This is a genomic window from Streptomyces sp. NBC_01264, assembly GCF_026340675.1.
GTDB lineage: Bacteria > Actinomycetota > Actinomycetes > Streptomycetales > Streptomycetaceae > Streptomyces.
Genome location: NZ_JAPEOX010000002.1, coordinates 64,281 through 88,466, shown reverse-complemented (window position 1 = coordinate 88,466; position 24,186 = coordinate 64,281). Strand labels below are relative to the sequence as shown.

Genomic DNA, 24,186 nt, shown 5'->3' with positions numbered 1-24,186 from the left:
CTTTCGAGAGCTGGTCATCCGGGGTTCTCCAAGGTGGACAGATCCCCTTCGGGCAGCCCCAGTTCCCGGGCCCGCAGCAGGCGGCGCATCACCTTGCCGCTGCGGGTCTTGGGAAGGTTCTGCTCGAACTCGATCTCCCTGGGGGCCACGGCGGGGCCCAGCCGCCTGCGTGCGAACGCCAGGAGTTCGCGCTGGAGGGACGCGTCGGGGGTGAGCCCCGGACGCAGGGAGACGAAGGCCTTGACGACGGCTCCCACCACCGGGTCCGGGCGGCCGATGACTCCGGCCTCCGCGACGGCGGGGTGCTCCATCAGAGCGCTCTCCACCTCGAACGGGCCGATGAGGTGCCCCGCCGACTTGATGACGTCGTCGGCCCGGCCGATGAACCAGAACCATCCGTCCTCGTCTCGTTTGGCAAGGTCACCCGTGAGGTACCAGCCGTCCGCGAAGCAGGCCCGGTAGCGGGCCTCCTCGTTGAGGTAGCCGCGGAACATGGAGGGCCAGCCCGGGCGTAGCGCGAGCTCCCCTTCGACTCCCGGCTCGGTGATCACGCGGACGTGTCCTGCGGTCACCTGGGCGCGTCCGTCCTCGCCGCGTTCGAGCAGCGCGGCTTCCACGCCGGGCAGGGGCCGCCCCATGGAACCGGGGCGGATGTCGCTGACGGCGAAGTTCGCGATCATGATCGCCCCGGTCTCCGTCTGCCACCAGTTGTCGTGGATCGGCAGGCCGAGCACCTCCTGCCCCCACAGGACGGCTTCCGGGTTGAGCGGCTCGCCCACGCTGGCGATGAATCGCAAGGCCGACAGGTCGTACGGCCCGGTGAGCTCCCGGGTGCCGCCCCTGGGGGTGGCGCGCATCAGCATGCGGATCGCGGTCGGCGCCGTGTACCAGACCGTGACGCCCTGGCCGTCGAGGATGCGGTACCAGCGGTGCACGTCGAAGTCACCCTCGTCCACCACGACGGTCGCGCCGTGGGTGAGCGGGGCGATGATCCCGTACGAGGTGCCCGTCACCCACCCGGGGTCCGCCGTGCACCAGTAGACGTCCTCCTGGCGGAGGTCGAGCGCGAAGGCCGCTGTCGCGTGGTGGGCGACCACCGCCTCGTGCACATGGACCGCACCCTTGGGCGTACCGGTCGTGCCGCTGGTGAAATGCAGCAGCGCCATGTCCTCCGGGTCGGTGGGGGGGACGACGTGTTCCGGTGAGGCGTGCTCCATGAGCTCGGCGAAGGAGACGGTCCCGGGCGGTGGATCCGTGACCGGGTCCACGAGCAGGACATGGTCCAGATGCGGCAGGCGGTGTCTGTTCTCCTCGACCTTGCGCCGGTACAGCGCCTCGGTGGTGACGAGGACCCGGGCGTCGCCCAGCTCCAGCCGCTGGCGCACCGGCTCGGGCCCGAAGGCCGAGAAGAGCGGGCACAGCACGCGCACGCTGCGCAGCGTGCCCAGGACCGTCGCGTACAGCTCAGGGCAGCGGCCGAGAAGAGTGAAGACCTTCTCTTGCCGTCCCACGCCCAGGGAGGTGAGTACGTTGGCGAAACGGCTTGTGAGGGCGCCGAGCTCGCTGTACGTGATGTGGGTGACGGTGTCGTCGGCTGCGATGCAGCGGAGAGCTTCCCGCCCGCCATGGCCTGCAGCCAGGTGTCTGTCGACGGCCTCGTATCCGATGTTCAGCCCGCCTCCCGGCAGCCCGGACATCCGGGAGCGAGCCTCGTCCCAGGTGAAATCCGCCCGGACCCGCTCGTAGTCCTGGAGCATGAAGACGGCGCCGGGTCCGGGCTGTTTGCGGATGATCAGGTGATCCATGGCCGGGTCCTTGTCCTTGCCTTGGAATCTTCAAGGAGACAACGTCACGCTTGGTGACGGCGGCAAACGCGGCGCGCGGTGTCCAGGTGTCCCCCGGACGGCCCACGACGGCCGTGGCTGTCACCAGGGCATCCCATAGGCGCTCCGGTGCGGTGGAGCGAGCAGGGAGTCGTCGACGCGAGCCGTCAGGCGGGGGACGACGGCGACCACGCCATCGAGCTGGCTGATGAGTCCTGTCAGAACCGGAATCTGGCTCCGTCCTCCCAGCCTGCCCTCGAGCGTGACGATGCCGTCGACCACGTGGACGGTGACCGTGTCCTCGTCCAGCCCCATGGTGTCCGTGAGTACGTCCTCGACCACGCGGCGTCGAATCTCCGCGTCGGGTCGCAGGAAGAGCCTGAGCAGGTCACGCCGGGTGACGATGCCGACGAGGCGGTCCTCGTCATCCACGACCGGCAGTCGCTCGACGCCTCTGCGAGCCATCAAGCGGGCGGCTCCCGTCGCGGTCTCGTCCGCGTGAACCGTGACCGCCGGCGCAGACATGACCTCACCGGCAGTGAAGATCACCTCGGATGGGAACGTGGCGGCCCCTCGGCCGGCATCAGGCGCATCGCTCACCAGTGGATGATCTGCGGCTTCTCGGCCGATGAGGTCACTCTCGGAGACGACACCCAGCACGCGATCCTCGCTATCGAGGACCGGCAGTCCGCTGATGTCGTGCTGTGCGAGCAGCTTGGCGACATCCTTGAAGGAAGTGGAGGTGACGACCGAGACGACCTCGTCGGTCATCAGGTCTCCCACCTTGATGTGTTTCATGGAGACACCTCCTGCCGGTGCAGCGATTACAGCGATCCCACGCGGACGTGACGGTCGGAGTCGCTTCAGAACCCACGATCCGCCGGCTCCCATGAGAGGAGGAGGGCCGAATGGTCCGGATCCGGGTCCGACCGGACCCGCGCCACACCTGCGGACGCCGTAGTGAATGAACAGGGACCTTCGGCCCCTGTCGGGGGCCTGAGCGGCCCTCCGGGTGTGAGCGTCCGCGGTGTCAACCTGAGAGCCGGACCCCTGGCGGCTCTGCAAGGAGGAACCATGAACAGCACCACGAGCAGCCCCGAATTCGGCTCCGTCATCGTGGGTGTCGACGGCTCCGAGCCGGCTCGCCAGGCAGCGCTCTGGGCGGCTGCCGAGGCCACGCGCCGCGAGCGTCCGCTGCACATCGTGTACGGGGCAGATACGGACGGTCGAGCCCTCTACGCGTCGGTGGAGACCATCGAGCAGGTCCGCCAGGCGGGCCGTGAACTGCTGGACGCCACCGCCATCGCGGTGACGGAACAGTTTCCCAGCCTGCAGGTCAACACCGAGTTCAGCCGCAGCGCACCCGTCCCGAGCCTCCACCGGTCCGCAGGCCTCTACGGCACCATCGTGGTCGGCAACCGCGGCGCGGGCGGATTCAGCTCACTCATGCTCGGCTCGGTCGGACTGAAGGTCGCCGCAGGTGCGAAGACGCCAGTCATCATCGTCAGAGGCATCGGCAACGGCGCCGAAATGGGTGCGGTACTGGCTGCCGTCCGCGACGAGCACGACCTCGAATCCGCACGGTACGCCGCACGCGAGGCCGAGCTCCGCAAGGGCTCGCTGCGGCTGCTGCACGTGTGGAACATCCTGCAGTCCGTCGGCAACGTCGCGACCATGCTCGACGACGTGGACCAGATCGCAGGCGAGCACGCCCATCACCTGACGGCCGTAGGGGATCAGATCCGCGAGGAGTTCCCGGACCTCACCGTGCAGGTGGACGCCGAGAAGAGCGTGTCCGTGGCCAGCGTCCTGGTCGAGGCATCCCGTGGCGCGGACCTGCTGGTCATGGGCGGCCGGCGGGCACCCGGCTACCTCGGACCCACCCTCGGTCGGGCAACGCACAGCCTGATCCACCACGCTCACTGCCCCGTGCAGCTCATCCCGCGCCACAACCACGAGCACGGGAGCGAGTCGTGACGGACCTGGGCGAACGCCACGAGATCGTCGTCGGCATCGACCCGGCCAGGGACTGTCACCTGCCCCTGGCCTGGGCGGTGGACGAGGCCCGACGGCGTCGGTGCGGGTTGCGGCTCGTTTCTGCCGTACCCCCGCGGCACGACACGCAGCACGTCGACGACACCCCCCGCAACATCGCCCTGCATCAGGCCGCCTCGGACGCCCTCGGCGCCGCTGCGGCCTGGAGCCGGGAGCGCCACCCCGAGGTCGAACCGGTCGTGGATCTGGTCGAGGGGTTCCCCGCTCCGACGATTGGCCGACTGTCCAGCCACGCGCGCATCATCGTGCTCGGCTCCCGCCACCTGAGTCGCACCTCGGAGTTCTTCAGTGCTGGCTCCTTGGTCGTCCCCGTCACGGCCCAGGCGCATTGCCCGGTCGTGGTCGTGGGAGACGCCGAGCACGTCACGCAGCAGCCGCCGTACCTCGTGGTGGGCATCGACGGCAGCGAATCGTCGAAGGCGGCGCTGGCACTGGCTCTCGAAGAAGCGGATCTCAGAGGAGCCGCGCTACGTGCCGTCTCGGTGTGGCAGCCGCCGGTCTTCCCGTTCCACGACGAGGAGGCCGCTGTGCAGGCGCAGCGCCGGATGTTGTCCGAGACGACGGCCGGCTGGTCACAGAAGTACCCGGACATCACGCTGACGCACGAGGTGCTGACCGGACATCCGGTGGAGGAGCTCGCCGGTGCCGCCGAGCATGCCCTGGCGGTGGTTGTGGGCCGTCGAGGCAGGGGTGGTTACACGGGCATGCGGCTCGGGTCGGTCGTCCACGGGCTGCTGCACCGGGCCCACTGCCCGGTGATCACGGTCCCCGTCAGGTGAAAACGCCGTGACGACGCACGCCGCACAGCAGAAGTCCGCCCCCGCAGCGCACCAGAGGGGCCTGACGGAGCCGGAGGCGGCCCGGCGGCTCGCGGAGCACGGCCGCAACGAGGTGGCGGCTGGCAAGGCCGTGCCACTGTACGCCAGGGTGGTGGCGCAGCTGAAGGATGCGCTGATCATGGTCCTGCTGGGGGCCGTCGTACTGACCCTGGTGATCGGCGACCACGCCGATGCGGTGGTGATCGCGCTTGTGATCGTGGTGAACACCGCAGTCGGTGTCGTGCAGGAGGTCCGGGCCGACAACGCAGTGGCCGCTCTGTCGGCCTTGTCCGCCCCGAATGCCCGGGTGCTCCGTGACTCCACCCCGCGGGAAGTCCCCGCCGCGGAGGTCGTTCCCGGCGACGTACTGCTCCTCGGGGAGGGTGACATCGTCGCCGCCGATGCCGAACTCACCGAAGCGTCCGTCCTGTTGGTCGACGAGTCCATGCTGACCGGTGAATCGGTGGCCGTGGACAAGGATCCCGGCGCCCGGTTGAGCGCCGGGACCGTGGTGGTACGAGGACGAGGCGTGGCAACGGTGACGGCCACGGGAGCCGGCAGCGCGCTCGGCCGCATCGCCGCACTCCTCGACGGCCGACGCGAGCCGACTCCCTTGCAACGCCGCCTCGGAGCCCTCGGCCGTGTCCTGGCCGGCGTGACCCTGGCCCTTTGCCTGGTCGTGTTTGTGCTCGGCCTCGCTCGCGGGTTTTCGGTCGCCACGATGGCCGTGACGGCGATCAGCCTCGCGGTGGCGGCCGTGCCCGAATCCCTTCCGGCGGTGGTCACCTTGGCCCTGGCGCTGGGTGCGCGGCGGATGGCGGACCGGCACGCTCTGGTGAGGCGGCTTCCGGCTGTGGAGACGTTGGGCTCGGTGACTGTCCTGGCCACGGACAAGACCGGCACCCTCACCGAGGGGCGCATGGTGGTCCAGCACGTGTGGACGCCACGCGGCACGTTCGACTTCTTCGGTGTCGGGTACGAGCCGGAAGGCGACATCCTGTTCGAAGGCGGACGGCCGACCGCCGACGAACTCGATCCCGTCCGCGAGCTGCTGACCGTGACGGCCCTCTGCAATGACGCGGGGCTGCGGCCGCCCCAGGATTCCTCGGATGACGAGAATCGCTGGACCGCCGTCGGAGACCCCATGGAAGCCGCGCTCCTGGCGGCGGCCGCCAGGAGCAGGCTGCGCGGACCAGGCCAGCCTGCAGCGTGGGCGTGCCAGAACGGACGAGGCGCCGTTCGACAGTGTGCGCAAGCGGATGACCACCCTGCACACGACGCCGTCGGGCCAGGTCCTCGTCTGCCTGAAAGGCGCGCCGGAGGTGGTGCTGGACGCGGCCATTCTCGGCGAGAGAGCCGATCTGCTGCGCGGCGCACGGCAGGAAGCGACGCTGCTGGCCGCGCGCGGCTATCGGGTCCTGGCGGTGGCTTCGGGCACGCGGGACGACGTTCCGCGACATCCGGCCGACGTGGAATCGGGGCTGCGCCTGCTCGGTCTCGTAGCGATCAGCGACCCGCCCAAGCCGCACGCAGCCGCCACACTTGCTGCCTGCCGCGCGGCGGGGATCACCCCGGTGCTCATCACGGGAGACCATCCCGCCACGGCACGGGCGATCGCCACGCGAGTCGGCCTGCTGAACGACGACCACGGGGAGGAGCACGTCGCCACCGGCCCGGACGTAGCTGCGGGACGGGTCGCCGACCTCACTGCCGTCAGGGTGTTCGCCCGTACGACGCCGCAGCAGAAGCTGGACATCGTCCAGGCCTGGCGCGCACGCGGCCAGATCACCGCGATGACCGGCGACGGAGTCAATGACGGTCCCGCCCTCAGGCAGGCCGACATCGGCGTGGCCATGGGCCGGCGCGGCACGGAGGTCGCCCGGCAGGCCGCCGACCTGGTCCTCACCGACGATGAGCTGTCGACCGTGGTCGCGGCCGTGGAGGAGGGCCGGCGGGTCTACGACAACATTCGCCGGTTCCTCGTCTACGGGCTGGCCGGCGGCGCGGCGGAGATCCTCGTGATGCTGGCCGGCCCCGTGCTGGGACTCGCCCTGCCGCTGCGGGCGGGTCAGATCCTGTGGATCAACCTCCTCACCCATGGCTTGACGGGTGTGGCCATGGGAGCCGAGCCGGTCGCGCCAGGAGCCATGCACAGGCCCCCACGGCCAGCGGGCCAGCAGATCCTCGGTGACGGAGCCTGGCAGCGGCTGCTCCTCCTCGCCGCCGTGGTCACGGCATCGAGCCTGGGTGCCGGGGTCGTCGCGCGGCGCTGGGGACTGCCCTGGCAGAGTGTGCTCTTCCTCGCGCTCCTGGCAGGCCAGCTGGGTGTCGTGCTGGGCTTGCGCACGCGCCTGCTGACCCGCCAGAACCTCTTCCTGCCGTTGTCCGTACTCGCGTCGGTGCTGCTCGCCGCAGCCGCACTCTACGTGCCGTTCCTTCGGGCGGTGCTGGACACCGAGCCCGTCGGCTGGACGGGTACGGGCTTCGCGGCAGTCGCCGCCGTCACCGGATTCACCGCGGCCCGACATTCGAGACCCGCATTCCACAAGGAGACAAGACGATGAGCGCATACGTGAGTGAAAATGGAATCCACGCGCATCTGGGGGACCAGGTCGTGGTGGGAGGCCCAGTGGTCGGGAAGCCCGGCCGTGACGGCGAGGTCGTCGGCCTGCACCATGACGACGGGACTCCGCCCTACGACATCCGCTGGTCGGACACCGGCCGCGTCACGCTCTACTTCCCCGGCCCGGACGCCCACGTCAGACATCTGAGTGAAGCCGAGGGAAAGCCGGCGGCGCCCAACCAAGCGCGGTAGCGACCGCCCCAGTCTCCGGAATGAACCCGCGGCAGCGCGGGGCTACCGTGGAAGGAGATGTGATTTCCGATCCCGTGCGCCCCTGGAGGTGCCATGGTCGAGGATGGCCACGACACCCCGCGAAGCCAGCTGCCGCGCCTGCGGCTGGACCAGCTGCTGGATGAGCTCCAAGGGCGGATCGACGAGGTACGCGGCACCCGAGACCGCCTGAACGGCCTGCTGGAGGCGGTCATGTCGGTCGGCCGCGAACTCGACCTGCCCCAGGTCCTGACACGGATCGTGGAGGCGGCAGTGATGCTGGTCGACGCGGAGTACGGGGCCCTGGGCGTGATCGGGGACGATCAGAAGCTCGCGGAGTTCCTCCCCGTGGGCATCAGCGATGAGCTGCGTGCCCAGATTGGCGATCTGCCGTCCGGGCACGGCATCCTCGGCGAGCTGATCCGTCACCCGGAGCCGCTGCGCCTGGCGAAACTGTCCCAGCATCCCGCCTCATACGGGTTCCCACCCCACCACCCGCCCATGCATTCGTTCCTCGGCGTACCCATCCGGGTCCGTGAGGCGGTGTTCGGCAACCTGTACATGACCGAGAAACGAGGCCGGGCGGACTTTGACGCCGAGGACGAGGCCGTCCTGTCGACCCTGGCCGTCGCGGCCGGGATTGCCATCGACAATGCCCGCCTCTTCGAGGCGGTCCGGCTCAGGGAACGCTGGCTGGGAGCCAGCTCCGACTTCACGAGCGAGCTGCTGTCCGGTTCCTCCGAGATCCAGGTGCTCGAAGGAATGCTGGAGAGGGCCCGCGAGATCACCGCGGCCGACGTGGGCGTCTTCTATCTGGTCGGCCCGAGTGGTGAGCTGCGCGGCTCGCTGGCCCTGGGGGAGGGAGCCGACACGCATCGCGGCATCGTGCTGCCCAGCAGCGAGGGAACCCTTGCCGCAGCAGCCCTCGCCCAGGACGGGCTGATCACGGTTCCGGACGTTGCGAGCGACGAACGCGTGACCGTGCAGCCGGAGCGGTGGAAGGGCTTCGGGCCCGCCGTCGCGGTGACCGTGGGCACCAAGGAGCGGCTGAGCGGCGTACTCATGCTGGCCCGTCGCAGCGGTCGCCCACCGTTCGCGGCTACCGAGGTCCTGGCATTGCCGCACTTCGCGGGGCAGGCCGCGCTGGCACTCGAGCTTGCCGACCGTAGGCGGGATGCCGAACAGGTGAGTCTCCTGGAGGATCACGACCGCATTGCCCGTGACCTGCACGATCTCGCGATCCAGCGGCTTTTCGCCGCAGGAATGACCCTGCAGAGCACCCAGGGCTTCGTGGAGCACCCGCAGGCGTCCGAACGGCTCGCGAGGGTGATCGACGACCTCGACACGACGATCAAGATCATCCGGTCGACCATCTTCGGCCTCCGCGAACACGAGGTGCAAGGTGCGGCGCCGAGACTCAGACTTCGGGCCTTTCAGGCTGTGGACGCGGCAGCTTCCGTGCTCGGTTTCGCCCCTGCCTTGCGGATGGAAGGTCTGATCGAAACCGGGGTACCACGGTCAATGGCCGATGAAGTGCTGGCGGTGATCAGTGAGGCCCTCAGCAACGTGGCTCGGCATGCTCGTGCCCGCCGCGCAGAGGTCTCGGTCGCAGCTGCCGACGGTGTTCTGACGGTCACGGTGACCGACGACGGTGTCGGGCTCCCGGAAGGCGGACGGCGCAGCGGTCTGCGCAACCTGGCGGAGCGGGCGGAGGCGCTGGGCGGCCGGCTGACCGTGTCGGCGCGAGGTGCGGAGGGTGACGGGACCCGCCTCGAATGGACAGTCCCCATCGCCGGGGGCAGCAGCTGACCTCCGGCCGTCACACAGTGGCTGTCAGCGCTGGCCCTCGTCGTGCTCGTGCACCTGGGCGGCGATGACCGCAGCCTGGACCCGACGTTCGACGCCCAGCTTGCCGAGCAGGCGGGAGATGTGATTTTTCACCGTCTTCTCCGACAGGTAGAGCTGCTTGGCGATCTGCCGGTTGGTCAGGCCGCCGCCGATGAGTTCCAGGACGGCCCGCTCGCGCTCGGTGAGCGCGGCGAGGCGCTCGTCCCCTGGTGGCCTGGCGGCTTCGGGGTCCCGCAGAGAGTGCATGAGCCGGGCGGTCGTCGCGGGGTCGAGCATCGACTGCCCGGTTGCGACCGTCCGTACGGCGGAGACCAGGTCCGAACCCTTGATCTGCTTGAGGACGTAGCCGGCGGCGCCGGCCATGATCGCGTCGAGCAGGGCGTCCTCGTCGTCGAAGGACGTCAGCATGAGACAGGCGAGCTCCGGCATGTGCGAGCGCAGCTCACGGCACACGGTGATTCCGTCGCTGTCGGGCAGCCGGACGTCCAGGACCGCCACGTCGGGCCGCAGAGCAGGGCCTCGGGCCAGAGCCTGCTCGGCTGTCGCCGCCTCGCCCACCACCTCGATGTCAGGTTCGGCGTCGAGGAGGTCGTGCAGCCCGCGTCGGACGACTTCGTGGTCGTCCAGGAGGAACACCCGGGTGGGCGCCTCCGCTGATGCGGCCGGTGTATCGGACATCCACGCCCCTGAGGTCGGTGTACGTCTCAGGAGAAGTGTCGCAGGAAGGGGCGGGGAATACCTGGGGAGCGGTGTCAGGCGCCCGTACCGACGGGGTGGTGGAGGTCCACCCCTACGTCCACGACTCCCTCGACGGCGCGGACCGCGCGGGCTATCAGAGGTGCCAGGGCGCGGTCCCGGAGGTCGCCCCGGAGGGTGACGACACCGTCGTTGACCGTGCAGTCGATGCGTATCGGGGGAGCCAGTTCCGCGAGGACACCATTGCGGACCTCGTCCTCGATCTCCTCGTCGGGCCTCAGGAACACCTTCAGCAGGTCCCTGCGGCTGACGACACCCTCCAGCAGGCCGATGCCGTTCACGACGGGCAGCCGCTTCACGCCCTTCCTGGCCATGATGCGGGCGGCCTCGGCGATCGTGGCGTCCGGGTGGACCGTGACGGCCGGGCTGGACATGAGCTCCTCGGCGAGCACGCCTCCGGCCTTGGACGCCTCAGCCAGCTGCTCCGGCAGCCTCGGGTCCTCCTGCCGGAACTCTTCCTTGGGCAGGAGGTCGGCCTCGGAGACGACGCCCACGACCCGGCCCTCTCCTTCGAGCACCGGCAGTGCGCTGACCTTCCACTGGTGTATCAGCTCGACGATTTCCTTGAACGACGCCTTGCGGCCGATGGCCACGGCGGTCTGGGTCATGACATCGCTGACGGTGTACCGGAATGCGGGCATGGCCGACTCCTCAAGTGATCTCGGTGGGGTTGAACCGGTTCACAGCGCGCTGCCGCTGCCGTGAGGGGCGTAGAGGTCGAGGAGCCGGACCCTGGCGGATACGAGCCGGTGGGCGAGTACCTGGGCCACCCAGCGCCACATGGCGGCGCCGAAGCGGGGGTCGGCCTCCATCATTGTCCGCACGGCGGCCGCATCGAACTCGTGGGCGCGTACGGGGCTCGTCGCTTCGGCGCCGAAGTGCCAGGTGTAGGGAGGGAACAGCCAGGACCATCCGACCAGCTCGCCGGAACCGAGAGTCTCGATGACCGCCGCCTGCCGGCCGGGCACGCGGACGTCGAGACCGATCGTGCCGGATCGCACGATCCAGAACCGGTCTGCGTGGCCTCCCTCATTGAAGAGGCGGGCACCTACGGGGAAACCGGCCTCGCGTGCGATGTCCGTCAGACGGGCGCGGTATTCCGCAGGCAGAGCGGCGGCGATCCGGGTGGGGGAAGGCGTGCTCATTTGAGGCCTCCGTTCGAGTCGCTTTCAGTCTGGGACGCTGACACGGCCGCGGGGATGGGCCGATCGGCCCTGGCCGTGTCCCTAACGGCCCATGCCCGGACAACACCGCCAGGTGGACAGTGAGGACACACAGGGCGTGCCCTGCGGGCTGAGTCCCAGACCATCGCGAAAGAGGTGTGAACCATGTTCTGGTACGACCATGGAATGGGCGGATGGGGCTGGGTCGCCATGTCGTTCAGCATGGTCCTCCTCGTGGCCCTGGCCGTCGCGGCAGCCGTTCTGCTCCTCCGCAGCGGCGACCGCTTTCCCGGGGGCCCGATGCAGCCCCCGGCTGCGCCTTCCGCCAAGCAGGTGCTCGCCGAACGGTTCGCCCGAGGTGAGATCGACGAAGAAGAGTACGAACAGCGCCTGACCACACTGCGTGCGCACGAGCCAGGTCAAGGCCGCCCGGGACGGGAACAGAGCTGAACTTGGCCCTGCGGGCGCAAGCCGCGACAGGGACCGACTGGTCTCGCGATCAACCCGGCAGTGGGGGGGCCGAGCAAAGGGCGCGAATGATGGACCACGAAGCGACGGCGCGAAAGGACGTCCGCGGCCCGGAAATGGTGCCGACCCGGTGCGTGAAGCCGTTGGACCGCACTGAAGCCTTGAGGCTGCTCGCCACGGTCTCGCTGGGACGCATTGTCTTTACCGAGCACGCTCTTCCGGCCGTGCGACCGGTCAGCCATCTGGTGGACGGGGAGGACCTTATCGTCCGCATCCAGGGTAGCGGAGCGTTCGCTTTGCTCCCGGCGACGCCCGATGCGCCTGCGGTCGTCGTCGCCTACGAGGCTGATGCCATCGACCCTGAGACCTGCCTCGGCTGGAGCGTTGTTGTCACCGGCTACGCCTCTCTGATCGGCGACGACGATGAGGCGGACCGGTACGAGGCGTTGTTGCTGCCGTGGGCGAGCCAGACGGCGACCAAGGCGCTGCGTATCAGGCCCGATCTCGTTACGGGCTTCCGGCTCGGGGCCGAAGCCGCGCACCCCGCCCCTGGCGCGTCCACCTGACCGGCGATGCCTGGCTGCTGCACCGCAGCAACGTCCGGCAGGAGGGGGAGGGGTTACCGGTCCGCGTGGCGTGGGGGCGATCGCGGACCCAAGCGGACCCGGAATTGCTGTAGAGACCAAGGTTCACCTGTTGCGGATGACGCATGCCCTGGAACCGGACGATGGAGCAGGTGCTTAGAAGGCGCCTGCTCTATCCGCCGAGCTACGGGGGCTGGCCTGCGAAAACGCAGCTTCCGAACACGAGTCGTGTGGTGCTGTGCCACACATGTGCCACAAGGGTACGTGTGAGGCGATCGGCTCTGGCTTCAGCCTCTCACAGGATCTTTACATCCCCGAAGGCCGAGACGGAAACAATTCGGTCTCCGCCGCTGTTGTGGCCCCTGGATACAGCGATGCATGGGGGTGCTGAGACTGAGGCTGTTCGATGTGAACGGTGGGGGCGCGGTGGAGATCACCGCGAGGCCGGCGGAGCTGGAACGCCACCTGCAGGACGTGGTCGAGGGGAACATGGAGCTCCTGCTCGGCGTCCGGTTCCTGGCGAGCGAATACAGCACGGGGCCGGTGCACGGGGGCAGGATCGACTCGCTCGGCATCGATGAGAACGGCTCGCCCGTCGTCGTCGAGTACAAGCGCGGCCGTGACGCCGGCGTCATCACGCAGGGCCTCTTCTACCTGTCGTGGCTCGTCGACCACAAGGCGGAGTTCCAGCACCTGGTCCGCGACCGGCTCGGGGATGCGGCTGCGGACCAGGTCCTGTGGAGCGCGCCCAGGCTGATCTGCGTCGCGGAGGACTTCACGCGCTACGACGTCCACGCCGTACGCGAGATCCGGCGCAGCATCGACCTGGTCCGCTACAGCTACTTCGGCAACGACCTCCTGGCCCTTGAGCCGGTCGCCTCCGTCGTCGCCGACGGAGCGGTCCGAAACGACCGCCGGCAGCGCAGGACAGCCCAAGGGGATAGGCCGGCGGAGAACGCCGGCGTCTCGGACCTGCGGGCCGCACTGGAGGAGCTCCTCCTGGGACTCGGTGACGACGTGAGCCGCATCGACCGCAAGCAGTACCGGGCCTACCGGACGCTGCGGAACTTCGCCTGCGTCAGCCACGGCCACCAGCAGGAAGTCGTCATGACCCTCCGCCTGTCGCCCAAGGAGGTCGACCTCGTCCCCGGCTTCACCCGGGACGTCAGCGAGATCGGCCACCACGGAACGGGCGACCTTGAAGTCCGACTGCGCACGGACCGCGATCTGCACCGAGTGGAGCCGCTCCTGCGGATGGCTTACGAAGCGGCGTGACCGCTCGGCGGGCAGCGGTATCGAGTTGTGGATCAGGCAGCGGCGTCGGCCTTTCGTGGTGCGGACAGGGGTGGCGGTGTCCTTCCATGATGCGGCGGATCTGGGAATTCGGAATTCGTGGATCCACTGCTATGGGAAGCCGTCAGCGCCGCCTGGCCGCTGGATGCCGGACCCTGCTGCAGGGCTTCGGTCTTCTCGGCGCCCTCACGGGCGTGGGCATGATGATCGGTCCCGCGATCGGCGGAGTGCTGGCCAGGATCAGTCTGGACGTCCCGGTGTTCGCGACCGCGCTGATAGCTGCCCTGGTCGGGCTCGTGGCCATCTTCGCCCTCCCCGAAAGCCTCGCCCCGCACAACCGGTCCAAGAAGCTCAAGCTGGAGGAACTGCACCCGTTCAAGGTGCTCAAGGACGCCTTCGCCCGCAAAGAACTCCGCGTGCTGCTCACCGGGTTTGCCCTCGTCAGCGTCCCGTTCTACTTCTACGTGAACAACCTCTCCGTGCTGGGCAAGGACAGCGTCGGCTGGGGCCCGGCGCAGGTCGGTCTCCTGATGTCGGCCGCCGGCATCCTCGACATCGTCATCCAGGGCGGACTCCTCGCGCTGCTCGTGCCCAGGATCGGTGAACGCGGCGTCGTCATATCCGGCATCGCCGGCCAGGCGGTCGGCTGCGCCGGAATGGCCCTGGTCGCATTCTGTCTCGACGTGCCTCAACTCCTGGCCGTGGCCGCCCTGTTGTTCGCCTCCGGCCAGGGCGCGATGACCGCGGCCCTGGACGGGCTGATGTCGAACGCCGTCGGCGCCGACGAACAGGGCTGGCTGGCCGGCGGCATCTCCTCGATCGGCTCGGGGATCCAGATGACCGCCCCGCTCCTCGCCGGATGGCTGTACGCGACCACCGGTCACGCCACCCCGTACGCTCTCGGCCTTCTGATGATCATCACTGTGGCCGTGCTGCTCCTTCGCGTAGGCGTTGGCGCCGGACCGGGCGGCCTACCGGCCGATCAGTAGCAGGCGGGCGAAGCCGGTCAGTTCCTCGGTGAGGCCCAGCGCCGAGTTCGGAGAGCTGGGCCGGGGGGAGTCGGTCGCGGCCTTGGTTCTGGTCCGCGATCCATATTCCGGTCCGGTGCTGGCTGCTGGCGGGGAGCTGTTCGACGTGGCTGCTCCCCGGCATGCCGCCGGCTTCCCGTTCCCGGTACTGCGCGAGGACCTAGTACAGGGTGAGGAGCACTTCGTCGATCTCGCCGCCCCGCGCCTGGCCGAATCCCCTGCCGTGCGCCGTGATGACGAAGCCGCACTTCTCCAGTACGCGAATGGAGCCCGCGTTGTCGGCTGCCGCGTGGGCATACAACGGCCGAACGCTTACGAGATCGACCAGCGCCGTGAGCGCCGCTGTGGCAATGCCGCGGCCCCAGTGCTTCCGATCGATCCAGTAAGTGACTTCGCGTCCGTCCGGCGGCCCGTACACCGCGGCATGGCCCACCACCTCACCGTCGGCCAGTACGGTGCGCATCAGGACATCGGGGTTGGAACGGATCCTGGACCAGTGGCTGTCGAATTGGCCCCGGTCGTAGTGGTACTTCCTGGTGACAGCGGCCACGTGCTGCGCAGTGGGGTCGGAGAGGTGCCGCCAGAAGACAGGCAGATCACTGTCGAGCACTTCGCGGAGGGAGATCATCTCGATGGTGGCTCCTGTGGCAAGTCCGGCACGTGGTACTTCATCGAGTACGGCGTCCGAAAGTTGATCAAACTCATCGAGTCTACTCGTGGCCTGGGAAGATCGGTCTGGATCCCGTTCCACCGGACCGTCGGTCCCGACCGATCCCTGCCGATCAGCGAGGCTGCCGATCACAAGGCGGTGCGCGCGGAGCGGGCGGGGTCGCCGCCCGCTCCTGCCCCACCAGCGCCCCGGCCGCCGCGCCCGGCCGGACGGGCGCGAGCCGTTCCCGGATCCGGAAACGGTGCCGCCGGGGGCCCCAGGACGCTGCGCGGTCAGCGCCGGCCGCCGCCGATGCGGCGGTCGTCGGCCAGTGCGGTCAGCGGGCCGAACTCGCGGGCAAGCTCGTTCCACGTCAGGACCTCGCCACAGCGTGCCGGGAACTCCTTCGGGTTGAACTCGGGCATGGTCCAGTTGCCAGTGGCCCGGTCTCGAAGCCACAGGTCTCCGTCACCGTCGACCACAGTCGGCGGGGCCGGTTCGGGCTCGACCTGATCGATGGGCTCCCAGGTGACCCGGCCCGGGTGGGAAGCGCGGCGCAGCTCGGTGGTGGCCAGCCGTGCGACCAAGTCACGGGTGGACTCTTCGGAGTCCTTGACCGACGCGAGTCGGAATGCGTCGTCAAGCACGGGCAGGGCTGGATTCTTGCTGCGCTTTGAACTCATACGCTGACTACCTCCGGAGGGGGGCGTCACATCTGTTGTGACACCCCATTGAGGAACACGGTATCGCGGGGCGGGAGCCGGGCCCGCTACGACCACTGCCCAGGTGGAGGCGCCGGCCGACCGGGCGGTGGGGTCAGGCGGCGAGCTGCTCCTGGTCGTGGCGCGACCCGTGGTGGTAGCGCTCAGACACAGCGCCGTCATCCGGGCCGTCTGGACGCTCGCAGGGGCAGTGGGTTGCATGCATGCAACAGGGTGAGCGGGTGGGGACTTCCGCCGGACCGTCTTGCTGGAGAGCCGGGACTTCAAGCCCTGATTCTGCCCGTGGTCCGGTGGTCCACCATGGGGGAACGGAATGCCGCGATGCGTACGGGGACCCACGGGGCGTGGGGCGGCGGCCGACGTGTCGTGCTTCGATGCCGAAGTCGGCTCCGGCCAGTACCGATCCTTGTACGAGACAGAAGGTGATGACCTTGTCCGACGCCGTCCCGGACCGTACCCGGTGGGGGAGGAAGCACTGGCTGGGGCGGGTGCCTGCGGTGCCGGTGACCGTGCCGGGGGCGCGGGATCCGGAGCGGCTGTGGATCCGTGAGCTGGCCCGGATGCTGTGCGAGCTGGGTGTGGAGCTGCTGCGGGCCGGGAAGCGTACGGCGTCGGTGGAGAGCGACCTGGGGGAGATCGCTGCGTGCTACGGGATGCTGGCCCGCAGCTTCGTCGTTCCCGGGTCGTCGGCGACGGCGGAGCGCAGCATGGCTACGTACTGGCGGGCCATGCTCTCCCAGCCCTGGCAGAGCATCCGGGCCTCGGGCTCACGGAACAGGACCTGGACCATGTTGCGGTCCGCGGGCGGCCGGTCCGCCAGACGGGACCGGGGTCGGCTCCAGCAGCTCATGGCCCGGGCCGTTCTGCGGATCCTGCAGGCGCCCAGCGAGCAGGGAGCGCTGCCTCGGCTGCATGCCGCCACCGCACTCGACGTGCGCGGCGGAGAGTTCTTCCGTCCCTCCGGCTACAAGGAGATGCGCGGCCGGGACGTGCGAGAGGTCCAGCCCGGCGTCGCAGCCGCCCATCCGGAGACGGGCCACCGGCTCTGGACGCAGGCCGAGCAGCTGACCGGCGTGACCTACCTCTGACGCCGGACCGATGCGAGCCGAGCCGCCTACCTGCGCGCGGCACGGCTCTCGGCTGCGATCGCCACGACGACGTAGGCGTTCTTGATCCTGTTGACGTGGCCCGTCCTTCAGCCTGCGCAGGTATCGGCTCTCGCCACCACCTCGACCGTGTCGCACGCGGCCGTAGTGCCTCGACATCCAACTCGTCGATCCCGTCGAACACCAGCGAGGCTCAGAACGGTGCATCCGTCTGTATGACCAGCACCATCACCGTTCACGGCCGGCCGTGGCATCGACCGGCGGAGACCCGATGGGGCGTTACTTCCGACGGTCAGACAGAAAGGCGTACGCGGTCTGACACGAACCAGTTCCCTTGGAATCGAACTTCGAGGTGACGCTCCGCGACCGCTCCTCAAGAGCTGTGCCGGATCCCACAACCCGTGAACAAGGCCGAGCTGTGCTTGGGGAGTTCACGTGCAGCACTCCGGCACAGGCCGCGGCGTGGAGCTCATGAAGGCCGGCCCTGCGAGCGCCGCGCCGCTGGGAAAGTGGCGCCGAGGACCCCGCCTGCGCCACTGCCGAGTACCAGGCCGATCGCCATGTTGTCGAAGACGGCCAGCCCGAGCACCAGCCCGACTGCGATGCCGATCAGTATGCCTACAACCAAGCCCTTGCTGATGGAAGGTGCTTCGACATCCTCATTGTTCGTCACGCGACCATTGTGCCGAAACGAGCCTTCGGAGACGGGATCCGATACGGCCAACCGACAAGCGGTGTTCAACGAGAAACGCATCGGCGACGGGCCCACCCGTCGTACCACCTCGCGCAGGGCTCAGACTGGAAACGCCGGAGGACCAGCCAGGACAGCAGGTGCTCGACCTCGATGTACCGTTCGCCTGCAGAGGCCCACGTGCGGCCGGCCGCGTGCAGCGTCGGGGCGATGATCTCCTCCCACACCAGCGCGCATCCGTGGTCCTCGATCGCCCGGTCCAGGAGGAGCTCCACCGCTTCCCCGTCCAGTCTCACCGTCGCCCGTGCGAGACCGCGGCACTCGACACGGACCGGCCCCAGTGGCAGCGTCGCGGAATCTCCAGGAGCCCGCCCCCCCCCCGGTCGCGGGCGCATCGTCCTTGTCCCGCAACGCTCCTGCGGCCTTCACCCGGGCAGCTCGCGCGGCCTCCGCGGGCGGTACCCCCTGCCCGGTCAGATGGCACATCTCCTCCAGACGCGCGATGTCCTCCGGCAGCCGGCGCCGGTGCTTGCCCGCGACGCGGACAGCAGGCCCGATCGCATAACGCCGCTCCCACGAACGCAGCGTTCCCGGCGCCACTCCGAGACGCTGCGCCACGGCGCCCGCACTCATGCCGATCACCGGCGGTGGCAGGGGTTGCTCTTCGACCTTCACGGGTTCAGCTGCCATGGACGCGTTGAGGACGGTCGCGAAGGCCACCCACACCACGTATGGGACGAGCAGGAACGCAGCAGTGCGGCTCAACCGCCAGAACAGTACAAACCGTGGTGGCGAGCGCGGCCAGCAGCAGGACGACGTCCAGCAGGGCGAGCCCGAACTGGCGGGCCGGCGGGGCCCAGCCGGGCCGGACCAGCGCCGCGTACACCTCACCCGCATCGGCGGAGGCCAGCGCTCCCAGCGCCGAGACGCCGTAACTCACGGCGAGGAAGCCCGTAAGGGCCCGCCACTGCCTCGACCGTTGGGGGCGGGCCGGGGCCGGCATCGGTGCTGGTGCCCCGGAACGTGCCACGGCCGGCTCCCGGTGTACTCGATCTGACGCGCAGCGCGACCCGCGTACGCCGCGGCTCGGCATCTCTTCCGCGCGGACACCGCTTCGTTGCTGCCCGCCTCCTCTTCTCCTACCGCGCCGCTGCCGGATACGCGAGCCGGGCCCATCCGGCGGCGGCGCGGTCGGCATCACCACCCCCGGGTACCCGGAGGGCCCTTGAAGGGCCCCTTGATCTCGGATGTGATCCAGCCCCCGTAGAAGTCTCCCGGCTGCGCGACCACTTCCTCGTCCCCGACTCGGCAGTGATCCACCCGGGACGGGTAGAAGGCCAGGAAGCCGCAGAGCGCGGCAAATCCGGGGGAGGGGTCCTCGTAGCATCACGCGGCACCGCCAGAGTGACCGCTCCGGCATCGGTCAGGACCGTCTTGGGCGAGGTTCCGTTGCGGGAGTTCCCAGACCCGTGACCTCCGGAATCTCCGCGTTCGTAGCCGAGGTGTTCACTCATCTCGGCTTCCAGGGCCCGCTCGAGGACGGCCTTGGTGATCTCGGTCAGGAGCCCGCCCTCACCGAGAAGGGCCGCCCCGGAGGCGTCAGCTTTGTCGAGCAGCCGCTCGAGCACCTCGTCGACCGTATTGTCGCTGGCCACGGACGCGGCCGCTTCGTTTTTGTCTGCCATGACTCGTCCGATCCGCCTGGCCCACAGGCCCGAGGCCGAGCCCCGGGCCAGGCTTCCACATCACGGACTTACACGATCTTTCAGACACGCTCCCCACCGCCGGCGACTTCCACACTGCCCTCCTGATCATGCCGTCGGCCCTGGCGGTGGGCCTGGTTGCCGCGCTCCTGCTTCCTGCCACGCGCCGTGAGGGCCACTGACGCGGCTGATGGGACGGCTGGCTGCGGTGAACGCGGCGTGGTGGTGGCGCCAAGAGGACTCAGACACTCCGGCGTGCACGGCGACGTCGTAGAGGGTGAGCGCGGGCACCCGTGGGGGATCACTGGGGGACAAGGGGTACCCGTGCGGCCCACTGGCCCGATCCTGGGCGAGATGCGGGGTTTCGGGTGCGCCAGCGCTGTGACGAGCAAACTGACCATTCCTACGGGGGGGTGTCTCTATGTCCTTCGTCAAGGACGTGGTGCCGGGTATGGGGCTGTTTGGGGTGGTCATGCGGCGAGGGTGATGGCGGGGGTTCTGGACTCGTAGAAGGTGCCGTCGCGGAGCATGGCGAACAGGACGCTGATGCGTTGGCGGGCGAGGCGGAGGAGGGCCTGGGTGTGGGTTTTCCCGCGGGCTCTTTGTCTGTCGTAGTAGGTGCGGGAGGCCGGGTCGGCGTTCATGCAGGCGAAGGCGGAGAGGAACATGGCGCGTTTGAGCTGCCGGTTTCCGCCTCTGGGTGCGTGTTCGCCGTGGATCGAGGTCCCGGACGACTTCGTCGTCGGCGCGAGCCCGGCGTAGGAGGCGAGGTGGGCGGCGCTGGGGAAACTGGTGCCGTCGCCGACGGTGACCAGCAGGACGGCAGCGGTCCTGACGCCGACTCCCGGCATCGAGGTCAGGACCTGGTGAAGAGGGTGAGCCTCCAGCAGGCTGTTGATCTGCGCTTCCAAGGCCCGGCGCTGGTCGTGAACCGCCGCGAGGGAAGCGGCCAGGGACGGGATCACGATGTCGAGAGTCCCGGTTCCCGGGACCACGACGGTCTGTTCGTCGAGAGCGTCGAAGACCTCGTCGATCAGCCGGACGGCCATCCGCGGGGCCTTCGGGCGGATGAGTTCGACGAGCCTGCGGCGGCCGGCTTTCCGCAGAGCGGCCGGGGATCCGTAGCGTTCGAGGAGCCAGGTGACGGCCCGGTGGTCCAGCCGGGGTCCGAGTACGCGTTCCAGCGAGGGGTGGAACTGGGTGAGCAGGCCGCGTATCCGGTTGCTGGTGCGGGTGGCTTCGGCGGCGAGGTCCTGGTCGAAGCCGGTCAGCACCGTGAGCTCGGCAGTGACCTCGTCGGTCAGCTCCAGCGAACGCAGGACATGGGGCATCGTCCTGGCCGCGTCCGCGATCACCGCCGCGTCCTTCGCGTCCGTTTTCGCCTCGCCCGGATACAGATCAGCGATCCGCCGCATCGCGAGGCCGGGCAGGTAGGCGACTTCGCAGCCCGCGTCCCGGGCGACGGTCAGCGGCAGAGCCCCGATCGATGCGGGCTGGTCCACGATCACCAGCACCGTGCCGAACTTCGCGATCAGCTTGTCGAAGACGGCCCGCAGTCTCGGTTCGCTGTTAGGCATCGGTTTGTCGAAGACCTTCTTGCCCGCCGGCGTCAGACCGTGGCCGTGGTGAGCTGTCTTGCCGACGTCCATACCCAGGAAGACGCCCACATCACCGGTGTCTAACATCGCACCCCTCCCGGGTGGTTGACCTGGCCGGCCTCGGCGTTGGCACCGTGCTCGCGCATCCACGTTATGCAGACCTGCCGCCCACGTCTCTGCCCGGCATTGCGCCGGACCGGGCGGTGGCCGGGTCTCTCATCAGCATCTCCGACGGCACCCCACGGCCCCGGCGACACCACCCCCCAGGCCATCACTTCGACAGAGGGGACACAGTCATACCGGGCCCGGAGGCCAGCGGCCCCATTGCAGGACCGCGAAAAAGATAACGGGGGCACCGGCCTGGCTGGGCGTCGGCACCCGCACGGCTACCTTTCGTCGTGGTGAGCGAGGCAAGGTCGGGACGAAGGTAATCCCTTGGGGGAGCGGACCGTGGTGGAGGCTGGAGGGGTCCAGTCCTGTTCCTCCGTCTTCCGTGAAGAGCCCTTTATGCCGGCCAAGTCGAGCCCTGGTTCCCGCCCGCTGCCCGTCCGCAGATCCTTGTCCGTCTCCGTCGGTGTACCGCGCCGGCGCAGCCGGGCGGGAAGATGACGCGTGAACCGGCCCGTGCGGCGTGTTGCCGTCGTGCTCTTCGGCTTGGCCCTCGCCCTCCTCGTGCGCGTTACGTGGCTGCAGGCGGGCGAGTCCCACAGCCTTGCCGTGAACCCGCACAACGAGCGCGATGCCATCGACCGCTACAGCCGTCCGCTGGGCGACATCCTGGTGGAGGGGCGCCCGGTCACCGGGTCCGAGCGCACGAGCGGCGACCTCGCGTACAAGCGCACCTACACGGACGGCAAGCTCTACGCTCCCGTGACCGGCTACTCCTCACAGCTCTACGGCAGTACCCAGCTGGAGGCCCTGGACCAGCCGCTCCTCGACGGCACCGACCCCCGCCTGAAGTCCCCGCTGCAAGAATTCGGCAGGACGCCGGCCAGACCGGGCGAGGTGCTCACCACGATCGACCCCGCCGTGCAGAAGGCGGCCTACCGGGGTCTCGGAGCCAGTACGGGCGCAGCTGTCGCCCTGGACCCGAGGACCGGCGCGATCCTCGCCATGGCCAGTACCCCCTCCTATGACCCGGGGACGTTCTCCGGGGAGTCGCCCGCTGACGTGCGGGCGAGGCAGGCACTGCTCGCGGACCCGCGGACACCGACGCTGAACCGCGCCCTGCGGGATCCCCTCGCACCCGGGTCCGTGTTCAAACTGGTGGTCGCGGCCGCCGCACTCAAGGACGGGCTCTACCCGGACGTCGACACTCCGACGCAGAGCCCGGACCCCTACCTGCCGCCGCGGACCACGCGGTACGTCACCAACGAGGAATCCTCCGCCCCCTGCCGCAACGCCAGCATCCGTACCGCCCTGCAGTACTCCTGCAACACCGTCTTCGCCAAGATCGCCGTTCAGCTGGGCAGCGCCCGGATCGCGGCCGAGGCCGACCGGCTCGGTTTCAACGATCCCGATGTGGACACACCCGTACGTGCGGCGGAAAGCGTGTACCCGTCCCGGATGAATGCCGCACAGACCGCGCTGTCGGGGTTCGGCCAGTTCGACGACCAGGCCACACCCTTGGAGATGGCGATGGTCGTCTCGGCCGTCGCCGACGGCGGCACCCTGATGAAGCCGTACATGGTCGAGGAGACGACCGATGCGAGCGGCCACGCGCTGAGCAAGGCCGATCCAGGACCGTACGGGGGCTCGCCCGCGATGTCGGCCGCCACCGCCGGAGAGCTGTGCTCGGCGATGCGGACGGTGGTCGAGGACGGCACCGGCACGAACGCCCGGATCGGAGGCCTCACTGTCGGCGGCAAGACCGGCACCGCCCAGAACGGTGACGGCAACAACGGTGAGCCGTACGCGTGGTTCGTCTCCTGCGCCCGCGGCCCGCGGGGGAAGGAGGTCGCGGTGGCCGTACTCGTACAGTCCAGCGGCGCGGTCCGCACCGATGTATCGGGCAACGGGCAGGCGGCGCCGATTGCCGCGGCTATGATGCGGGCGGCGCTGTTCGGCTGAGGGCCGTCGCGTCGGCCGCCGGCGCAGGACACCGGCCCGAGTCCTGGGCGACAAGGCCTGCTCCAGCCGGGCTTCGCACGCCTCGAGCAGTTCCGCGCGATCGCGACCAGGTTCGACAAGCTCGCCGAGCGCTACCGCGCCGGAGTCGTCCGGGCCCCGCTGATCCTCAGGCTCCGCGAACCAGCCCCATGATCATTTGTCGGATACTGCCCAGTGCGTCCGGGAGATGCCCGACGGCGGCGAGTGCCGCGGTGAGGGCGAGCGGGTACGGGAGGGAGAACCGCTGGACCGTGGCCAATGGGGGAGTGGAACTCCCAGGTTGGGAGAGGTGAGCGTCACGATGCTCGCGTCGAGTCGGCCCATGGAGGATGCGGAAGGGCGTGGCTGAGGCGGCCGCCAGGCGCGGTGCGACCCGCACACCCCGCGCGGCCGCTCGTGTTGACCCGGCAACCCCGTCGTGCGGGGCCGGGACCACCGACTGCCCCACAACGGTTGCCTCGCTCTTCAGCGACGGCTTCGTGTCCGCAGGCGCAGGCGCAGGCGCGGCACGGGCACGTTGTGCGCCACGGTGGTCGGCTCCGTCTGCCTGCCGCGGACCTGTGCGCTGCCGCAGCCCGCGCAGGTCCGAGGCGCGGTGGGCGGCGGTGTCACTTCGCCGTCGACGGTGTAGATCTCGCGGTCCACGCCCAGGTTCCCCATGCGGCAGATCACCTCGTACTCCGCCTCCCAACTAATGCCGCAGGTCAGGCAGGTGAAAGTGTACGGCTCCCGGAGGAGGTCCCCGGGGCAGAGCGGTCCCGAGGTCGGGGCGAAGCGCGTGTCGGACTCGGGGAAGTACATCGGATCCCCTTCCGGCGATGGGTTGCCGCCGCCGGTCCGGCGGCGGGAGGTATGGGCCTGCCGGGGCCGGATACCCACCATCCATGGCACACCTCACAGGCCCGGCACAGCGGCCGCGAAGGTCCTGACTCCAGGGCC

Annotated in this window: 22 protein-coding genes and 5 pseudogenes; 13 read left to right on the top strand and 14 right to left on the bottom strand. The window is 69.3% G+C overall.

Going from position 1 to position 24,186, the window contains the following annotated elements; all coding sequences use genetic code 11:
- Positions 1-14: 14 nt before the first annotated feature.
- Entirely contained in the window at positions 15-1,805 is a 1,791-nt protein-coding gene (gene acsA / locus OG435_RS33190; RefSeq protein ID WP_266882528.1) for an acetate--CoA ligase, read from the bottom strand.
- A 120-nt stretch (positions 1,806-1,925) separates the two neighbouring features.
- Positions 1,926-2,621, bottom strand: a complete 696-nt coding sequence (locus tag OG435_RS33185; RefSeq protein WP_266882526.1) for a CBS domain-containing protein — start codon at positions 2,619-2,621, stop codon at positions 1,926-1,928.
- A gap of 276 nt (positions 2,622-2,897) precedes the next feature.
- On the opposite strand from OG435_RS33185, the gene OG435_RS33180 reads away from it, so the two are divergent.
- The 6 genes and pseudogenes from OG435_RS33180 to OG435_RS33155 all read left to right on the top strand — a co-directional run bounded on the left by OG435_RS33180 (position 2,898) and on the right by OG435_RS33155 (position 9,338).
- Entirely contained in the window at positions 2,898-3,800 is a 903-nt protein-coding gene (locus tag OG435_RS33180) for a universal stress protein (protein ID WP_266882524.1), read from the top strand.
- Positions 3,797-4,657, top strand: a complete 861-nt coding sequence (locus tag OG435_RS33175) for a universal stress protein (protein ID WP_266882522.1) — start codon at positions 3,797-3,799, stop codon at positions 4,655-4,657. Before OG435_RS33180 ends, OG435_RS33175 begins: the two co-directional genes overlap by 4 nt.
- Positions 4,658-4,664: 7 nt before the next feature.
- Positions 4,665-5,579 (top strand): annotated as a pseudogene (locus OG435_RS33170) (HAD-IC family P-type ATPase); the annotation flags it as partial.
- A gap of 190 nt (positions 5,580-5,769) precedes the next feature.
- Positions 5,770-7,260, top strand: a complete 1,491-nt coding sequence (locus OG435_RS33165; protein ID WP_323187963.1) for a cation-translocating P-type ATPase — start codon at positions 5,770-5,772, stop codon at positions 7,258-7,260.
- Positions 7,261-7,283: 23 nt separating this feature from the next.
- A pseudogene (locus tag OG435_RS33160) lies at positions 7,284-7,493 on the top strand (DUF1918 domain-containing protein); the annotation flags it as partial.
- 111 nt (positions 7,494-7,604) lie between these two features.
- Positions 7,605-9,338: a sensor histidine kinase gene (locus OG435_RS33155; protein WP_266882518.1), complete on the top strand. Its 1,734-nt coding sequence runs from the start codon at positions 7,605-7,607 to the stop codon at positions 9,336-9,338.
- A 24-nt stretch (positions 9,339-9,362) separates the two neighbouring features.
- Here OG435_RS33155 and OG435_RS33150 read toward each other — a convergent pair whose 3' ends face one another.
- The 3 genes from OG435_RS33150 to OG435_RS33140 form a co-directional block, all read right to left on the bottom strand.
- Positions 9,363-10,055, bottom strand: a complete 693-nt coding sequence (locus tag OG435_RS33150) for a response regulator (protein ID WP_266882516.1) — start codon at positions 10,053-10,055, stop codon at positions 9,363-9,365.
- A 74-nt stretch (positions 10,056-10,129) separates the two neighbouring features.
- Entirely contained in the window at positions 10,130-10,774 is a 645-nt protein-coding gene (locus tag OG435_RS33145) for a CBS domain-containing protein (protein ID WP_266882514.1), read from the bottom strand.
- Positions 10,775-10,813: 39 nt separating this feature from the next.
- The gene (locus OG435_RS33140; RefSeq protein WP_266882512.1) at positions 10,814-11,278 is read right to left on the bottom strand and encodes a cyclic nucleotide-binding domain-containing protein; all 465 of its coding nucleotides are present in this window, start codon (positions 11,276-11,278) and stop codon (positions 10,814-10,816) included.
- Positions 11,279-11,461: 183 nt separating this feature from the next.
- Here OG435_RS33140 and OG435_RS33135 point away from each other — a divergent pair, with 183 nt between their 5' ends.
- The 4 genes from OG435_RS33135 (at position 11,462) to OG435_RS33120 (ending at position 14,630) form a co-directional block, all read left to right on the top strand.
- Positions 11,462-11,746, top strand: coding sequence for an SHOCT domain-containing protein (locus tag OG435_RS33135; protein ID WP_266882510.1), 285 nt, complete (start codon positions 11,462-11,464; stop codon positions 11,744-11,746).
- An 89-nt stretch (positions 11,747-11,835) separates the two neighbouring features.
- A complete protein-coding gene (locus OG435_RS33130; RefSeq protein ID WP_266886328.1) occupies positions 11,836-12,330 on the top strand; it encodes a pyridoxamine 5'-phosphate oxidase family protein in 495 nt (164 codons plus the stop codon).
- A gap of 396 nt (positions 12,331-12,726) precedes the next feature.
- On the top strand, positions 12,727-13,623 hold the full coding sequence (locus tag OG435_RS33125) for a DUF5655 domain-containing protein (protein WP_266882508.1): 897 nt from the start codon (positions 12,727-12,729) through the stop codon (positions 13,621-13,623).
- Between the two features lie 131 nt (positions 13,624-13,754).
- Positions 13,755-14,630, top strand: coding sequence for an MFS transporter (locus tag OG435_RS33120; RefSeq protein ID WP_266882506.1), 876 nt, complete (start codon positions 13,755-13,757; stop codon positions 14,628-14,630).
- A 199-nt stretch (positions 14,631-14,829) separates the two neighbouring features.
- On the opposite strand, the gene OG435_RS33115 is transcribed toward OG435_RS33120, so the two are convergent.
- Both OG435_RS33115 and OG435_RS33110 read right to left on the bottom strand, forming a co-directional pair.
- Positions 14,830-15,297: a GNAT family N-acetyltransferase gene (locus tag OG435_RS33115; RefSeq protein WP_266882504.1), complete on the bottom strand. Its 468-nt coding sequence runs from the start codon at positions 15,295-15,297 to the stop codon at positions 14,830-14,832.
- A 314-nt stretch (positions 15,298-15,611) separates the two neighbouring features.
- Positions 15,612-15,965, bottom strand: a complete 354-nt coding sequence (locus OG435_RS33110; RefSeq protein ID WP_266882502.1) for a hypothetical protein — start codon at positions 15,963-15,965, stop codon at positions 15,612-15,614.
- Between the two features lie 506 nt (positions 15,966-16,471).
- On the opposite strand from OG435_RS33110, the gene OG435_RS50785 reads away from it, so the two are divergent.
- Positions 16,472-17,128, top strand: coding sequence for a hypothetical protein (locus tag OG435_RS50785; RefSeq protein ID WP_266882500.1), 657 nt, complete (start codon positions 16,472-16,474; stop codon positions 17,126-17,128).
- A 487-nt stretch (positions 17,129-17,615) separates the two neighbouring features.
- On the opposite strand, the gene OG435_RS33100 is transcribed toward OG435_RS50785, so the two are convergent.
- The 6 genes and pseudogenes from OG435_RS33100 to OG435_RS33075 all read right to left on the bottom strand — a co-directional run bounded on the left by OG435_RS33100 (position 17,616) and on the right by OG435_RS33075 (position 21,225).
- The gene (locus OG435_RS33100) at positions 17,616-17,819 is read right to left on the bottom strand and encodes a hypothetical protein (RefSeq protein ID WP_266882498.1); all 204 of its coding nucleotides are present in this window, start codon (positions 17,817-17,819) and stop codon (positions 17,616-17,618) included.
- 65 nt (positions 17,820-17,884) lie between these two features.
- Positions 17,885-18,232 carry a B12-binding domain-containing protein gene (locus OG435_RS33095; RefSeq protein ID WP_266882496.1) on the bottom strand — a complete coding sequence of 116 codons (348 nt, stop codon included), beginning with the start codon at positions 18,230-18,232 and terminating at the stop codon, positions 17,885-17,887.
- Between the two features lie 100 nt (positions 18,233-18,332).
- Positions 18,333-18,602, bottom strand: a pseudogene (locus tag OG435_RS50415) (MerR family DNA-binding transcriptional regulator); the annotation flags it as partial.
- Positions 18,517-18,867, bottom strand: a complete 351-nt coding sequence (locus OG435_RS33085; RefSeq protein ID WP_266882494.1) for a hypothetical protein — start codon at positions 18,865-18,867, stop codon at positions 18,517-18,519. The pseudogene OG435_RS50415 and the gene OG435_RS33085, both read right to left, overlap by 86 nt.
- Before the next feature lie 316 nt (positions 18,868-19,183).
- Positions 19,184-19,522: pseudogene (locus OG435_RS33080) on the bottom strand (transposase); the annotation flags it as partial.
- 488 nt (positions 19,523-20,010) lie between these two features.
- The gene (locus tag OG435_RS33075; RefSeq protein WP_266881342.1) at positions 20,011-21,225 is read right to left on the bottom strand and encodes an IS110 family transposase; all 1,215 of its coding nucleotides are present in this window, start codon (positions 21,223-21,225) and stop codon (positions 20,011-20,013) included.
- Between the two features lie 525 nt (positions 21,226-21,750).
- On the opposite strand from OG435_RS33075, the gene OG435_RS33070 reads away from it, so the two are divergent.
- Complete coding sequence (locus tag OG435_RS33070) at positions 21,751-23,208, top strand: penicillin-binding transpeptidase domain-containing protein (RefSeq protein ID WP_266882492.1); 1,458 nt, start codon at positions 21,751-21,753, stop codon at positions 23,206-23,208.
- Between the two features lie 12 nt (positions 23,209-23,220).
- Positions 23,221-23,400, top strand: a pseudogene (locus OG435_RS33065) (IS5/IS1182 family transposase); the annotation flags it as partial.
- Positions 23,401-23,712: 312 nt separating this feature from the next.
- Here the strand turns inward: OG435_RS33065 and OG435_RS33060 are convergent.
- Entirely contained in the window at positions 23,713-24,048 is a 336-nt protein-coding gene (locus OG435_RS33060; RefSeq protein ID WP_266882490.1) for a hypothetical protein, read from the bottom strand.
- Positions 24,049-24,186 lie beyond the last annotated feature (138 nt).